Source organism: Streptomyces sp. NPDC007945, from assembly GCF_042958885.1.
Lineage (GTDB): Bacteria > Actinomycetota > Actinomycetes > Streptomycetales > Streptomycetaceae > Streptomyces.
This window is the reverse complement of sequence record NZ_JBIBJV010000014.1, coordinates 23,918-37,332: the sequence shown is the minus strand read 5'-3', so window position 1 is coordinate 37,332 and position 13,415 is coordinate 23,918. Positions and strand designations below refer to the sequence as shown.

Genomic DNA, 13,415 nt, shown 5'->3' with positions numbered 1-13,415 from the left:
TGACGCGGGGGAGGTCACTGGCACGATGATCGGGTTGCGCGGCGGGGTCGTGTTGCCGAGAAAAAGCAGTCGGGTGGAGATATGCATCGCGGTGGCGGACCGGGCGAGGGGACGGACGACCTGGGTCCGGAGCCTGTCCGGCGGGGGAGGCACCGGCGCCGGCGGGCGGAGGACCCGGCCGCGCCGGACAATCGGGCGTCCCCCGAGCAGCCTCCGGCCGACCCGCCCCTGGGGAGTCGCAGCTTGGCGGTGACCTACAAGTACTTCGGCGCGCCCGACGGCGCCACGGCGGCCCGCGTCCCTATCTCGATGCGCCCGGAGGAGCTCGGCGGCGACGAGCTGGGCATGGGCGGCATGTTCTCCAAGATCAAGCCCGAGACGATAGCGGCGATGGTCCTCACCGGCATCCAGGGCCTGCCGCTGCACAAGGTCCCCCCGCTGGAACTGGTCGTCCTGCACCCCGACTACGCGGTGGTCAAGCTCCCGACGACCGTGGTCGACCCGCTGCGCGCGATCGGCGAGGAGTCGGTCGGCGCCGCCGCCTTCATCTGGTCCACCGTCCCCGACCGCGGCGGCCCGCGCGACGCCTTCGACGTCTACCAGCTCCTCCACGAGTGGCAGGACTTCTCCGTCCGGCTCCACGAGGCCGGCCACCAGCCGTACTGCCTGGTCTGGCCCTGACGGCTGGCTCTCTCCGCGTTTCCGACCGTCATAGCGCATGAAATTAAGACGAATCGGATCTAATGCATGGAGGTTGGTACCAGGCGTTGTACGAGGAGGACCCTGTCGTGACCCGAGTGACCGGCTTCACCGGAAGGACCGGAGCGACCGGAACGACCGGGGTGCGCCCGCCCGCGGCCCGGATGCCCGGGGCGCGGACCGCCGCGGGCGAGCCCATGCAGATCTCCGAGGTCGCCGCCCGCACCGAGCTCCCCCTGCGAACCATCCGGCAGTACGAGGACTGCGGCCTGGTCGTCCCCTCCGCCGCCTCCCCGGGCGGCTTCCCCCTCTACACGGACGCCGACGTGGCCCGGCTGATGGTGATCCGCCGCATGCAGCCGCTCGGCTTCGGCCTCGACGAGACCCGGGAGCTCCTCACCTCGGTCGACCGCCTCGCCGCCGACCTCCCCGGCACGGACGGCGCCCTCGAACCGGCCGAACGCGAACTCCTGCTCGCCCGCGTCCGCCGCTACGAGGAAGCCGCCGCCGCCCGCGTCGCCGACCTCCGCCTCCAACTCACCCGCGCCGAGGAATTCGCCGCCTCCCTCCGCTCCCACCTGACGTACTGAGACGGAACGGACGCGAGGGGCCGGGGTCAGGCCAGGGCCAGGGCCGGGTCCGGGACGCGGGGACCCGGGAGCTGGGGCCCGGGGCTGAGGCCCGTGAGCTGGGACCCGCGAGCGGGGCCCAGGAGCTGGGGGCCGGGCGTGGGAGAGGGCGGCCGCGGGAGTCTGTGCAGGTCCGGGGAGCAGCGGTCAGGGCCGCGGGGGTTCTGCGAGGGCTTGGGCCAGGGCGTGGAAGAAACGGGCGTAGGCGGCCGGGCTCGGCGGGGTCTCGGGGTTCCACGGCAGCAGCCGCGCGCCGGCCGGCAGGCGCTCCGGCCCCTCGGGCCTGCTCGCGTGGGCCCTGCTGTCGTACAGGACCAGCGCCGGGGCGAGGTCGAGGGCCCGCTCCCAGCCGGTGGTCAGCCAGTTCGCGCCCGGCCCCGGCCCCGGGTCGATCAGCCGGACCCCGAGCCCGGCCAGCCGCGCCAGCTCCGGCCAGGCTTCAGGACGCGCCAGGTGCACCTGCTCGGCTCCACCCCCGGAGAGCGCCAGCACCCCGTACCCGCCGCCGGCCGCCGCTGCCGCCTCCCGTACCGCCCGCTCCGCCTCCTCCGGTACCCCCGCGCCGCCCGGCCCCTGCCCCGGCGCCCCCAGCGCCGCCCCCAGCTCACCGAACCGTCCGATGATCGCCGGCAGACTCGGGTCGCTGCCGACGGAGAGCGCCACCAGGGGCACCCCCACCCTCTCCAGGAGCTCCTCGTCCACGGCGTACGGGCTCTTCCCGTCGTACGTGACGTCCACCACCAGCTCCGGCCGCGGCTCCCGCAGCCGCTCCTCGTCCAGCGCCCGCCCCGGCCCCAGGTACGGCACCCCGGCCGCCGCGAGACCGCCGTCCTTCGCCGGGTCCGGCTCCGCCCCGTCGTGTCCGGAGCCGTACACCGCGACCGGCGTCACCCCCAGGTCCAGGAGGGCCGCCCCCGCTCGCACATAGGCGAGCACCCGGGCCGGCCTCTCCTCGGCCCCCGCCTCCACTCCCCTGTCGTCCGTGAAACCCCATCCGCGCACACCAGTTCCGGACATGCGGCTGCTCCCTCCCGGCCGGAATCTGCCTCCGCCGCCACCTTCGAACGGTTCACCGTCCCGCACAAGAGGGCCTCCCGGAGCGCACCGCCTCCCCTCCCGCCGCGCGCCGCCCCGGACGACGGGAGCGGGTCGCCGACGCGTGATCCACTGTTCTCGAAGGCAAGGTGCGTGTCGTCGTCCACCGGGACCCGACGCTGAGAGATCTCCCCGGCCACCGGTGGGAAAAACGCGTCGCGACCCCGACCCGTCCCGGACTCCACCCCCTACGGGCAGCCGGGGCCAAAGCTCACGCGCGGCCCGGCCGGTAGCCCCGCCGGAAGGCCTTCGGTCCCGCTGTCGGTGCCGTGCCGTACGGTGCGCCCATGACCGATCCCCGCGCCCTCCCCGAGCCGTCCGCGACCACCGGGACCGCCGCCGCGTCCGTACGCCTCGAAGACTGGTCCGAGGGGGACTCCGGGCTGCTCCGGACGCTGAACGCGCCGGAGCTGATGGGGCATCTGGGCGGGCCGGAGAGCGAGGAGCAGCTGGTCCGCCGCCACCGCCGGTACGTGGACCTGAGCGCCGATCCCACGGACGCGGGCCGGATGTTCCGGGTGGTGCTGCTGCCGGAGGAGCGGGTCGCGGGCAGCATCGGCTTCTGGACGTCGGAGTGGCGGGGCGAGCCGGTGTACGAGACGGGCTGGGCGGTCCTGCCGGGCCTCCAGGGCCGCGGCGTCGCGACCCTGGCCACGCGCTCGGTGGCGGAGCGCGCCCGGGCGGCGGGGCTCCACCGCCACCTGTTCGCCTTCCCGTCGGTGGCGAACGCCGCGTCGAACGCGGTGTGCCGCAAGGCCGGCTTCGAGCTGCTCGGCGAGGAGGACCTCGAGTACCCGCCGGGCCGCCCGATGCGCTGCAACGCCTGGCGACTCGATCTGGGGGCTACCGGGGGTCGGTGAGCGGCCGGAGGAAGTGGAAGGCCACGATGTCGAAGCGCTCACGCAGGTAGAAGCGGTGGGCGTCGGTGCGCTGGGTGCCGGAGTCGAGGTTGAGCTCGTGGCAGCCGGCGGCGCGGGCGTGGCCCTCCAGGTGGGCGATGAGGGCGTGGCCGACGCCGGTGGAGCGGACGGCGGAGGCGGTCACCAGGTCGTCGACGTACAGCTTGCTGATCGAGCTGGTGTTGTGGACGAGCCGCCAGCCGGCCGCGCCGACGCACCGGCCCTCGTCGTCGTAGGCGGCCGTGAAGCGCAGTCCCTGGGCGTGGCCGCGCGCGTACACGTCCCGGAAGAGGGCGGGGGTGAGGTGCGGGCGCAGTTCGAGGAGGACCGGCAGGAGGTCGCTCTCCAGACGCGGGTCGCCGGGCTCGAGTTCGATGATCTTCATGCGGGGAAGGTAACCCAGCCCCCGGCGCCGTGTCGTGGCCGTGCCGCCCCGGTCGTGACTCCGGTCGCGACTCCGTTCCTGACCCGCCGCCACGGCCCGGAAATGCCTGGCCCGGTGTCCGTACCCGGTGCGATCCTGTCCCCGTGAACGGACCGGAGATCCAGATCAGTTTCGCGCCCGGACTCGCCGTCTTCGTCGCCGCCGAGCGGCGCTCGGGGGGCACCCCCGTGGTGACCGACGGCGTCTCCTCGCTGGGCCATGTCGTCGAGTCCCTCGGCGTCCCGCTCACCGAGGCGGGCCGGCTCCTGGTCGACGGCCGTCCGGTGGCCCCCGCGCACGTGCCCGCGGCGGGCGAGACCGTCGAGGTCGAGGACGTCGCCCGGCCGCAGTCGGTGCCGGGGGCGCCCCTCCGGTTCCTGCTCGACGTGCACCTGGGCACGCTGGCCCGGCGGTTGCGCCTGCTGGGCGTCGACGCCGCCTACGAGAACGAGGACATCGGCGACCCGGCGCTCGCCGCGCTCTCCGCCCGGGAGCGGCGGGTCATGCTCTCCCGCGACCGCGGGCTGCTGCGCCGCCGCGAGCTGTGGGCCGGGGCGTACGTGTACAGCGACCGGCCCGAGGACCAGCTCCGTGACGTCCTGGAGCGGTTCGCGCCGCCGCTGGCGCCGTGGACCCGCTGCACCGCCTGCAACGGACGGCTCACCGACACCGGCAAGGACGAGGTGCGCGAGCGGCTGGAGCGCGGCACCGAGAAGACGTACGACGTGTTCGCGCGGTGCGAGGAGTGCGACCGGGTGTACTGGCGGGGCGCGCACCACGCCCGCCTGGAGGCGATCGTCGACGAGGCGGTACGCGAGTTCGGCGCGGCCGCCTCCTAGAGGGCTCTCGGCGGCTCTCGGTCGTCTCAGGGGGTCTCGGCCGTGAGGTAGCGCTGGACGGTCGGAGCCAGCCAGGCCAGCACCTCGTCCCGGCTCATCTCGGCGGCCGGCGGGATGCGGAGCACGTAGCGGGTGAGCGCCATGCCGAGGATCTGGGAGGCGACGAGCGCGGCGCGGGCCGGGGCCTCCTCTGGCTTCGGGCAGACGCCGAGGGTGACGGGGCCGAGCTGCGCCTGGAAGATCGCCTGCATGCGGGCGGCCCCGGCCTCGTTGGTGACGCAGACCCTGAGCAGGGCGGTGAGGACGTCGTCGCGCTCCCAGCGGTCGAGGAAGTGGTTCACGAGGACGGCCCCGATGTGCCGTGAGGGCAGGGCGCCCAGGACGGGCAGGGCCAGGTCGATCTCGGAGGCGGCGGCGAAGAGCCCCTCCTTGTTCCCGAAGTAGCGCATCACCATCGAGGGGTCGATCCCCGCGTCGCGGGCGATGGCCCGGATCGTGGCGCGCTCGTACCCGTCGGCGGCGAAGCGCTCGCGGGCGGCCTCCAGGATCGCGGCCCGAGTGGTGTCGGATCGGCGTGCGGTCGTCATGCCCACAACTGTAGGCCAACAGATGTTGACACGTCACGCGCCGTGGCCGTACCGTTGCCAACAAGCGTAGGCCAACAAGCGTTGACCCATCGGAGGCAGCCATGCGCACCACCGAATCCCACCCGGCCGACACCACCGCCGAGCCCTTCGACGCCGACGTCGTCGTCATCGGCGCAGGCCCCACCGGGCTGCTGCTCGCCGGCGACCTCGCCGCCGCCGGTCTCGCCGTCACCCTTGTCGAGCGCCGCCCCGCGGGCCGCTCCAACCTCACCCGCGCCTTCGGGGTGCACGCCCGCACCCTGGAGCTGCTCGACACCCGCGGTCTCGCGGACGCCCTGGAGACCACCGGCACCCGGCTGACCCGGATGAACCTCTTCGGGAGCGTCTCCCTCGACCTCGGCCGCCTCCCCTCCCGCTTCGACCACATCCTCATCACCCCCCAGTACGAGGTCGAGCGCCTTCTCGAACAGCGCGCGGTCGACGCCGGTGTCACCTTCCGCCACGGCACCGCCCTCACCTCCCTCCACCAGGACGCCGACGGCGTCACCGCCGAAGTCACCGGGCCCGACGGCGCCCCCGCTCCGCTCCGCGCCCGCCACCTCGTCGGCACCGACGGCCACCGCAGCACCGTCCGCACCGCCCTCGGGCTGCCCTTCCCCGGCAAGAGCGTCATCCGCTCGATCGTCCTCGCGGACGTCCGCCTCACCGAGGAGCCCGCCGCCTCGCTGACCGTCGACGGCACCGGCGACTCGTTCGCCTTCATCGCACCCTTCGGCGACGGCTGGTACCGCTTCATGGGCTGGGACCGCACCCGCCAGGTCCCCGACAGCGAGCCCGTCGACCTCGACGAGGTCCGCGACCTCGCCCGCCGCGCCCTCGGCACCGACCACGGCATGCACGACGCCCGCTGGGTCTCCCGCTTCCACAGCGAAGAACGCCAGGCTCCCGCCTACCGCGTCGGCCGCGTCTTCCTGGCCGGGGACGCCGCCCACGTCCACTCCCCCGCCGGCGGCCAGGGGATGAACACCGGCCTCCAGGACGCCGCCAACCTCTCCTGGAAGCTCGCCGCCGTCCACCGCGGCGAAGCCCCCGACCCCGAGGCCCTCCTCGACAGCTACCAGGCCGAGCGCCACCCCGTCGGCACCATGGTCCTGCGCAGCAGCGGCACCCTCATCCGCCTCGCCATGGCCCACACCCCCGCCACCCGCGCCCTGCGCGCCGCCGTCACCACGGTCCTCAGCCTCGTGCGGCCCGCCTCCGCCAAGGCCCTCGGCATGATCAGCGGGCTCGGCATCGCCTACGCCCCCACCCCCGGCGGCGGCCGGACCTCCGGTCGGCGCGCCCCCGACGTCCCGCTCCGTGAGGGCCGGCTCCACGAGTTGCTGCGCGCGGGCGAGTTCGTCCTCATCGCTCCCGAGGGCGCCGCCCCGGCCCTGCCGCCCTCCGCGCCGACCGCCGCGGCCCGCGTCGTACGGGCCACCTGGACGGACCCGGACCGCCGCACCGCCGCCCTCGTCCGCCCCGACGGATACGTGCACTGGAGCAGCCGGTGACCGCCCGGGGGCGCCGGGCGAGCGCCTCAGAAGACGTACGGGTCGGCGGTGGCGAGGACCAGCACCCGGTGCCGGTCGTTGAACGAGTTCCCGTCGACCCCGCCGGCCCGCCAGGCCGTGCTCACGTCGACCGTCAGCTCCTGCGGTGTGCCGACGGTCCTCAGATCCAGCGCCAGCTCACCCGCCGCCCCGCCGCCGGTCAGCGCACCCGTCCGGCAGGACACCACCCGGGCGCTGCTCCACAGGCACCCCGGAGGCAGCTCCTGGCCGCCCGCCATGGGCACGGAGAAGGCCAGCCGGACGGCGGCGTCCGCGACGTCGGACGGGCCGTGGTTCCTCGTCACCAGCCACACCCCGACCCGACCGTCCCACAGGGAGACGTGACCGTGGTGGGCGAGGTCCGCCTCGGCGGTGGCGGCGTCGGCAATCACCCCGGCGGCCGTCTCGCCGCCCGCGACACCCCCCACGTCGCCGATCCCCCCGGCGCTCCCCTCGCCGGTCGCCCAGGCCGCCGTACCGGCACCCAGCATCACGAGCGCCGCCAGCGCGGCTCCTAGCACACCCTTCGACATCGCACGCATAAGGCAAAAATACCCATAGGTCATCTTACTTTCTGACAACCTGTCAGCCCGCGTGTCTCCCGGGGCGCCTGCCACCCTGGGACCATGCAGATCGCCCGCTCCATCGCCCTCTTCGTCGTCGCCGCGCTCTTCGAGATCGGCGGAGCCTGGCTCGTCTGGCAGGGGGTCCGCGAGCACCGCGGCTGGATCTGGATCGGCGGCGGAGTCCTCGCCCTCGGCCTCTACGGCTTCGTCGCCACCCTCCAGCCGGACGCCGAGTTCGGCCGCGTCCTCGCCGCCTACGGAGGCGTCTTCGTCGCCGGCTCCCTCGCCTGGGGCATGGTCGCCGACGGCTACCGCCCCGACCGCTGGGACATCGCCGGCGCCCTCGTCTGCCTCGCCGGCATGGCCCTGATCATGTACGCCCCCCGGGGCCGCTGACCCGCCGCCTATCCTGGCCACGACCCGACCGACCACCTGTGCGAGGAGTCTCCGCCATGTCCGCCCCCATCGCCGTCATCACCGGAGCGAGCAGCGGCATCGGCGCCGCGACGGCCCGGCAGCTGGCCGCCGCCGGCTACCGCGTGGTCCTCACCGCCCGCCGCAAGGACCGCATCGAGGCCCTCGCCGCCGAGATCAACGAGGCCGGTCACCAGGCCACCGCGTACGCCCTGGACGTCACCGACCGGGCCGCCGTCGACGAGTTCGCCACCGCCTTCCGCACCCTGGCGGTCCTCGTCAACAACGCCGGCGGCGCCCTCGGCCTCGACCCCGTCGCCACCGGCGATCCCGAGGACTGGCGCCGCATGTACGACGTCAACGTCCTGGGCACCCTCCACATGACCCAGGCCCTGCTGCCCGCGCTCACCGCGAGCGGCGACGGCACCGTCGTCGTCCTCTCCTCCACCGCGGGCCACGGCACCTACGAGGGCGGTGCCGGCTACGTCGCCGCCAAGAACGGCGCCCGCGTCCTCGCCGAGACCCTCCGCCTGGAGATCGTCGGCACGCCGGTCCGCGTCATCGAGATCGCCCCCGGCCTGGTCAAGACCGAGGAGTTCGCCACCACCCGCTTCCGCGGGGACACCGACCGCGCCGCCAAGGTCTACGCCGGCGTGGCCGAGCCCCTCACCGCCGACGACGTCGCCGACACCATCACCTGGGCCTGCACCCGCCCGCCGCACGTCAACATCGACCTCCTGGTCGTCCGCCCCCGCGCCCAGGCCTCCAACACCAAGCTCCACCGCGAGCCGTAGACAGCGAAAGGCGGAACACGGCGGAGGGCCCCGGCGCGGCGCACCGGGGCCCTCCGCCGCGCGGGCCTCAGCCCTTCACGCAGATGACCTGCTTGAGCTTGGCGACGACCTCGACGAGGTCCGTCTGCTGCTCGATGACCTTCTCGATCGGCTTGTACGCGCCCGGGATCTCGTCCACGACGCCGGAGTCCTTGCGGCACTCCACACCCTGCGTCTGCTCCTCCAGGTCCCGCGTCGTGAAGCGCTTCTTCGCCGCGTTCCGGCTCATCTTCCGGCCCGCGCCGTGCGAGGCCGAATTGAACGAGGCCGCGTTCCCGAGGCCCTTCACGATGTACGAGCCGGTGCCCATCGAGCCCGGGATGATGCCGAACTCGCCGGAGCCGGCCCGGATCGCGCCCTTGCGGGTCACGAGCAGGTCCATCCCCTCGTACCGCTCCTCCGCCACGTAGTTGTGGTGGCAGGAGATCACCGGCTCGAAGGACACCTTCGCCTTCCGGAACTCCTTGCGGACGACCTCCTGGAAGAGCGCCATCATGATCGCGCGGTTGTACTTCGCGTACTCCTGCGCCCAGAAGAGGTCATGCCGGTAGGCCGCCATCTGCGGGGTCTCGGCGACGAAGACCGCGAGGTCCCGGTCGATGATCCCCTGGTTGTGCGGCAGCCCCTGCGCCACACCGATGTGGTGCTCGGCGAGCTCCTTGCCGATGTTCCGCGAGCCCGAGTGCAACATGAGCCACACCGCCCCGGACGTGTCCACGCACAGCTCCACGAAATGGTTCCCGGAGCCGAGCGTCCCCATCTGGAGCGCCGCCCGCTCGCGGCGGAACTTCACCGCGTCCGCCACCCCGTCGAAGCGCGACCAGAAGTCGTCCCAGCCGCCCGTCGGGAACTGGTAGAGCCGCTTCGGGTCGACCTCGTCGCGGTGCATGCCCCGGCCGACCGGGATCGCCTGCTCGATCTTCGAGCGGAGCCGGGACAGGTCGGCCGGGAGGTCCTCCGCGGTGAGGGACGTCTTCACCGCGGACATGCCGCAACCGATGTCCACACCGACCGCCGCCGGGCAGACCGCGTCCTTCATGGCGATCACCGAACCGACCGTCGCGCCCTTGCCGTAATGCACGTCCGGCATGACCGCGAGGCCCTTGATCCACGGCAGCGTCGCCACGTTCCGCAGCTGCTGCATCGCGCCGCCCTCGACCGTGGAAGGATCGGCCCACATCCGGATGGGCACCTGCGCACCCGGTACCTCTACGTACGACATACTTCCTCGATTCCCCCGAAAAGTCCGATAACGCAAAAACCGGAGCCAAAGCCCGTACAGGTGACGGCGGACCGGCATCAACGGCTGCGCGTGCGATACACATTGTGTCCATCCGCCTTCAGGGGGCGGCAAACAGTTTTCGGGAAAGACTTTCGGGAGAAGGGAGCCTGGGACGGTGCAGCGAAAGAGGTACTCACCCGGTCGCGTCCCCGGCACCCTCCTCGGCCTCGGCGCCGGTCTCGGCGTCGTGCTCGGCGCCCTGACCGGCTGCTCGGCGGGCGGGACCGCCGAGGACGTCACCGTCGACGCCAAGGCCGGCTCCGCCGCCGCGCCCGTCGCACCCCCCGGCCGCTACCGCACCCTCTTCGAACCGTGCGGCGCCGTCCCCCAGGCCGCCCTGCGCGAGCTGCTCCCCGGGACCCTCGCGCTGTCCGACGCCGAGCGCGCCAAGGCGCTGCGCGGCACGGCCGCCGTCACGTACGACACCGACCGCCGCGTCGGCTGCACCTGGACCGCCGACACCGTGGACGGCGGTTCGCACCGGCTGGTGCTCGACGTGGAGCGGGTGGTCTCGTACGACCCGACGGTGAGCGACGCCACGCGCGCGCAGGAGGTCTACACCCGCAAGCAGCTCGCGGCCGGGATCGCCGTACCGGTGACCCCGACGCCCACCCCCACCGCGCCCTCCACCGGGCCGTCCAACGGCCCGACGACCGCCCCGGCCTCGGCCCCACCCGCCTCGGGCGCTGCGGGCGCCGCCACCACGGCCCCGCCCGCGACCACGGCATCGACGACCGCCTCCGCCACCACCGCCACCGGAGCCCCCGCCTCCACCACCACCGGAACTCCCTCCTCCACCGCCTCCGGAGCCCCCGCCTCCGGAGACCCCTCCGCGCCGGCGACGACCGGCCTGGAGCCCCGGTTGCTCGGCGGGCTCGGTGACATCGCCTTCGTCGGCGACACCCTCGGTCCGGTCGGCGGGGCCGGTCGTCAGCGGGTCGTGAGCGTGGTGTTCCGCACATCGAACGTCGTCGTCACGGTCGAGTACCGGCAGCGCACGACGGGTGCCGCCCCGGCCCCGGACAGCAAGGAACTGCAGGACAGGGCACAGAACCTGGCCCGCCTGCTGGCGGACCGGCTGGAGGAGTAGCCGGCCGCCCGGCGTCCCGCGCGGACCCCCGGGCGGCAGGGGGACCACGTAACGTGTCGGCGTACCCAGGGCCGCCAGGGGCGCCGACCGGCACCGGCACCACCGGCCGTACGACAAGCGACTGAAGGAACCATGCAGCGATCAGCTCCGCGACTCACCCGCATCCTCGCCGCCGCAGCCGTCCCCGTGATGCTCGTCGTCGCCGGCTGCTCCTCGGACTCGGGAAGCGACGGCGACGGAGCCGCCAAGAAGGGCGGGGAGAAGGCGACGGCCACCGCGAGCGCGTCGGCGACCCCGTCCCCGACGCCGACCGTCGAGCCCGCGAAGTTCGCGAAGCTGCCCACCGCCTGCAAGGCGATCGCGGCGAAGACCACCGCCGCGCTGGTGCCCAAGGCGAAGAACGAGAACGGCACGGCCGTGGCCTCCACGGACCTCGCCCACCGCAGCGGCTGCTCGTGGAACGGCCTGGAGGACAAGGGCGTCAAGGGCTCGCAGTACCGCTGGCTCGACGTGTCGTTCTACCGGTACGACTCCGAGGTCTCCCTCGGCAGCGGCCAGGCGCGCGCCCAGGAGAACTTCGCCAAGGAGCTCGGGAAGATCCAGGGCACCACGGGCGCGAAGACGATGAGCACCGTGCCGGTGACCGGGATCGGTGACGAGGCCAAGATGGTCACGTACACCGTCAACAAGACCGGCGAGGACTTCCCCTACGCGTCGATCGTGGCCCGCACCGGCAATGTGCTGGTGCTGCTGTCGTACAACGGCGCCGGGTACGCGGGCGCGCCCGTGCCCCGGGCGGGGACGATCGTCGAGGGCGCGACGAAGGCGGCGAAGGAAGCGGTCGCCTCGGTGGCCGCCGCGAACAAGTAGTCGTACCCGTCGGGCGCCTCGACCAACCGCCGTCGGCCGCCCGGCTACTGACGCAAATCAACACAGACAGGCATGTCCGAGCGGAGCCCGTCCCTCCCCAAGGGGCCGGGCTTCGTTCATGTGTGCCACTCTGGGGCCCGCGAGACGTCGAATCACGGGAGGGGATCGCGGGTGGCCGCGATGGAGCTGACACGCACACACCGCATACTCATCGGGCTCGTCATCGGCGGCGCGGTGATCATCGCGGGGATCGGTTTCGCGGGTTCGTACGCGGCCGTGCGCGAGCTTGCCGTGCACAAGGGCTTCGGTACGTTCTCGTACTTCTTCCCGATCGGCATCGACGCGGGCATCTGTGTGCTGCTCGCCCTGGACCTGCTGCTGACCTGGCTCCGGATCCCGTTCCCGCTGCTGCGGCAGACGGCGTGGCTGCTGACCGCGGCGACGATCGCGTTCAACGGCGCGGCGGCCTGGCCCGACCCGCTGGGCGTCGGCATGCACGCGGTCATCCCGATGCTGTTCGTAGTCGCGGTCGAGGCGGCACGGCACGCGGTGGGCCGGATCGCGGACATCACCGCCGACAAGCACATGGAAGGCGTGCGGCTGACCCGCTGGCTGCTGTCGCCGGTGCCGACGTTCCGGCTGTGGCGGCGGATGAAGCTGTGGGAGCTGCGCTCGTACGACCAGGTGATCAAGCTGGAGCAGGAGCGGCTGATCTACCAGGCCCGCCTCCAGGCCCGTTTCGGCCGGGGCTGGCGGCGCAAGGCGCCGGTGGAGGCCCTGATGCCGCTGCGGCTCGCCCGGTACGGCGTCCCGCTCGCGGAGACCGCCCCGGCGGGACTCGCGGCGGCGGGCGTCGAGCCGGTCCTCCTGCCCCCGAACCCGGCCCCGCACCCGACCGCGAACTCCCTCGCGCACCCGGCCCCGGTCGCGGTCGCCGCGGCCGCGGCCCAGGCCCCGCAGCTGCCGGCGGCGGTGCCGCAGCAGCAGGCACAGGCGCCCCAGGCGCAGGCGTACCAGAGTCAGGGCCAGGCACAGGAGCAGGGGCAGGCGCAGACGTTCCAGGGCCAGGCGCAGGAGCAGGCCCAGGGCGGCCGGCCGCAGCCTCAGCCGCAGGCCCCCCAGCCGCCCCAGGAGCCTCACCAGCCGACCCACGAGAGTCCCTGGTTCGACGCCCCGCAGGTCACGCCGGAGACGTACGGGGGGACGTACACCGCGCAGGCCACCGAGGGTCTCCCGGGGCAGGTCCAGCCGCCGGTCACCGATCCTTCGGCTCCCGAGGTCCTGGCTCCCGAGCTGTTCGGGGAGCCGCAGCAGCCCGACCCGAACCAGCAGCCGGACCCGCAGCTGGAGGAGCTCCGGGAGGCGGTCTACAAGGTGATGTACGGCTTCGTGCAGGAGAACGGCCGCTTCCCCACGATGTTCGAGCTGGACCAGCTGATGGCGGAGTCGTACGCCGAGCAGGAACTAGCGGCCCCGCCGACGGACCTGCTCCGGTGGGTGACGCCGGAGGTGCAGGAGCGCATCCAGCAGCACAGGGCGGAGTACGACCTGTCCTGACCCGCGCGGTGCCTACGGCGAAGGGCCGCCCCCGTGACG

General features: G+C 73.5%; 15 protein-coding genes. 10 read left to right on the top strand and 5 right to left on the bottom strand.

All coding sequences use genetic code 11. From position 1 onward, the window contains the following. Positions 1 to 81: 81 nt before the first annotated feature. Together ACFZCF_RS30230 and ACFZCF_RS30225 are read left to right on the top strand one after the other, a co-directional pair. The gene (locus ACFZCF_RS30230) at positions 82 to 681 is read left to right on the top strand and encodes a hypothetical protein (RefSeq protein WP_362185239.1); all 600 of its coding nucleotides are present in this window, start codon (positions 82 to 84) and stop codon (positions 679 to 681) included. A 215-nt stretch (positions 682 to 896) separates the two neighbouring features. Beyond that, positions 897 to 1,289, top strand: coding sequence for a MerR family transcriptional regulator (locus tag ACFZCF_RS30225; protein ID WP_388449717.1), 393 nt, complete (start codon positions 897 to 899; stop codon positions 1,287 to 1,289). Between the two features lie 186 nt (positions 1,290 to 1,475). Here ACFZCF_RS30225 and ACFZCF_RS30220 read toward each other — a convergent pair whose 3' ends face one another. Then, positions 1,476 to 2,345, bottom strand: a complete 870-nt coding sequence (locus ACFZCF_RS30220; protein ID WP_391290210.1) for an ABC transporter substrate-binding protein — start codon at positions 2,343 to 2,345, stop codon at positions 1,476 to 1,478. Between the two features lie 365 nt (positions 2,346 to 2,710). Between ACFZCF_RS30220 and ACFZCF_RS30215 the strand changes: the two genes are divergently transcribed. After that, the gene (locus ACFZCF_RS30215) at positions 2,711 to 3,283 is read left to right on the top strand and encodes a GNAT family N-acetyltransferase (RefSeq protein ID WP_391290208.1); all 573 of its coding nucleotides are present in this window, start codon (positions 2,711 to 2,713) and stop codon (positions 3,281 to 3,283) included. On the opposite strand, the gene ACFZCF_RS30210 is transcribed toward ACFZCF_RS30215, so the two are convergent. Then, positions 3,267 to 3,707 (bottom strand): GNAT family N-acetyltransferase, encoded by a 441-nt coding sequence (locus tag ACFZCF_RS30210; protein ID WP_388449684.1) that lies wholly within the window; start codon positions 3,705 to 3,707, stop codon positions 3,267 to 3,269. The two genes, ACFZCF_RS30215 and ACFZCF_RS30210, sit on opposite strands and share 17 nt — an antisense overlap. A 143-nt stretch (positions 3,708 to 3,850) precedes the next feature. Between ACFZCF_RS30210 and ACFZCF_RS30205 the strand changes: the two genes are divergently transcribed. Next, entirely contained in the window at positions 3,851 to 4,585 is a 735-nt protein-coding gene (locus ACFZCF_RS30205; RefSeq protein WP_391290206.1) for a Mut7-C RNAse domain-containing protein, read from the top strand. Positions 4,586 to 4,611: 26 nt separating this feature from the next. Here ACFZCF_RS30205 and ACFZCF_RS30200 read toward each other — a convergent pair whose 3' ends face one another. After that, positions 4,612 to 5,172 carry a TetR family transcriptional regulator gene (locus ACFZCF_RS30200; protein ID WP_388449686.1) on the bottom strand — a complete coding sequence of 187 codons (561 nt, stop codon included), beginning with the start codon at positions 5,170 to 5,172 and terminating at the stop codon, positions 4,612 to 4,614. Positions 5,173 to 5,273: 101 nt separating this feature from the next. Here ACFZCF_RS30200 and ACFZCF_RS30195 point away from each other — a divergent pair, with 101 nt between their 5' ends. Beyond that, a complete protein-coding gene (locus tag ACFZCF_RS30195; protein ID WP_391290204.1) occupies positions 5,274 to 6,725 on the top strand; it encodes an FAD-dependent oxidoreductase in 1,452 nt (483 codons plus the stop codon). A 26-nt stretch (positions 6,726 to 6,751) separates the two neighbouring features. Here the strand turns inward: ACFZCF_RS30195 and ACFZCF_RS30190 are convergent, their stop codons facing one another. Then, entirely contained in the window at positions 6,752 to 7,306 is a 555-nt protein-coding gene (locus ACFZCF_RS30190) for a hypothetical protein (RefSeq protein WP_388449688.1), read from the bottom strand. 84 nt (positions 7,307 to 7,390) lie between these two features. Here ACFZCF_RS30190 and ACFZCF_RS30185 point away from each other — a divergent pair, with 84 nt between their 5' ends. Both ACFZCF_RS30185 and ACFZCF_RS30180 read left to right on the top strand, forming a co-directional pair. Continuing rightward, positions 7,391 to 7,726: a YnfA family protein gene (locus tag ACFZCF_RS30185; protein WP_388449689.1), complete on the top strand. Its 336-nt coding sequence runs from the start codon at positions 7,391 to 7,393 to the stop codon at positions 7,724 to 7,726. A gap of 56 nt (positions 7,727 to 7,782) precedes the next feature. Next, positions 7,783 to 8,538 carry an SDR family NAD(P)-dependent oxidoreductase gene (locus ACFZCF_RS30180; protein ID WP_388449690.1) on the top strand — a complete coding sequence of 252 codons (756 nt, stop codon included), beginning with the start codon at positions 7,783 to 7,785 and terminating at the stop codon, positions 8,536 to 8,538. A gap of 67 nt (positions 8,539 to 8,605) precedes the next feature. Here the strand turns inward: ACFZCF_RS30180 and ACFZCF_RS30175 are convergent, their stop codons facing one another. Further along, positions 8,606 to 9,799, bottom strand: coding sequence for an RtcB family protein (locus ACFZCF_RS30175; RefSeq protein WP_388449691.1), 1,194 nt, complete (start codon positions 9,797 to 9,799; stop codon positions 8,606 to 8,608). 175 nt (positions 9,800 to 9,974) lie between these two features. Between ACFZCF_RS30175 and ACFZCF_RS30170 the strand changes: the two genes are divergently transcribed. The 3 genes from ACFZCF_RS30170 (at position 9,975) to ACFZCF_RS30160 (ending at position 13,376) form a co-directional block, all read left to right on the top strand. Then, complete coding sequence (locus ACFZCF_RS30170) at positions 9,975 to 10,949, top strand: DUF3558 domain-containing protein (RefSeq protein WP_391290203.1); 975 nt, start codon at positions 9,975 to 9,977, stop codon at positions 10,947 to 10,949. 132 nt (positions 10,950 to 11,081) lie between these two features. Further along, entirely contained in the window at positions 11,082 to 11,819 is a 738-nt protein-coding gene (locus tag ACFZCF_RS30165) for a DUF3558 domain-containing protein (protein WP_388449693.1), read from the top strand. Between the two features lie 171 nt (positions 11,820 to 11,990). Continuing rightward, complete coding sequence (locus ACFZCF_RS30160; RefSeq protein WP_391290200.1) at positions 11,991 to 13,376, top strand: DUF2637 domain-containing protein; 1,386 nt, start codon at positions 11,991 to 11,993, stop codon at positions 13,374 to 13,376. Positions 13,377 to 13,415 lie beyond the last annotated feature (39 nt).

Coding starts and splice junctions, on each gene's coding strand:
- ACFZCF_RS30230 (WP_362185239.1), top strand. CDS start 82: ATGCATCGCGGTGGCGGACCGGGCGAGGGGACGGACGACCTGGGTCCG.
- ACFZCF_RS30225 (WP_388449717.1), top strand. CDS start 897: ATGCAGATCTCCGAGGTCGCCGCCCGCACCGAGCTCCCCCTGCGAACC.
- ACFZCF_RS30220 (WP_391290210.1), bottom strand. CDS start 2,345: ATGTCCGGAACTGGTGTGCGCGGATGGGGTTTCACGGACGACAGGGGA.
- ACFZCF_RS30215 (WP_391290208.1), top strand. CDS start 2,711: ATGACCGATCCCCGCGCCCTCCCCGAGCCGTCCGCGACCACCGGGACC.
- ACFZCF_RS30210 (WP_388449684.1), bottom strand. CDS start 3,707: ATGAAGATCATCGAACTCGAGCCCGGCGACCCGCGTCTGGAGAGCGAC.
- ACFZCF_RS30200 (WP_388449686.1), bottom strand. CDS start 5,172: ATGACGACCGCACGCCGATCCGACACCACTCGGGCCGCGATCCTGGAG.
- ACFZCF_RS30195 (WP_391290204.1), top strand. CDS start 5,274: ATGCGCACCACCGAATCCCACCCGGCCGACACCACCGCCGAGCCCTTC.
- ACFZCF_RS30190 (WP_388449688.1), bottom strand. CDS start 7,306: ATGCGTGCGATGTCGAAGGGTGTGCTAGGAGCCGCGCTGGCGGCGCTC.
- ACFZCF_RS30185 (WP_388449689.1), top strand. CDS start 7,391: ATGCAGATCGCCCGCTCCATCGCCCTCTTCGTCGTCGCCGCGCTCTTC.
- ACFZCF_RS30180 (WP_388449690.1), top strand. CDS start 7,783: ATGTCCGCCCCCATCGCCGTCATCACCGGAGCGAGCAGCGGCATCGGC.
- ACFZCF_RS30175 (WP_388449691.1), bottom strand. CDS start 9,799: ATGTCGTACGTAGAGGTACCGGGTGCGCAGGTGCCCATCCGGATGTGG.
- ACFZCF_RS30165 (WP_388449693.1), top strand. CDS start 11,082: ATGCAGCGATCAGCTCCGCGACTCACCCGCATCCTCGCCGCCGCAGCC.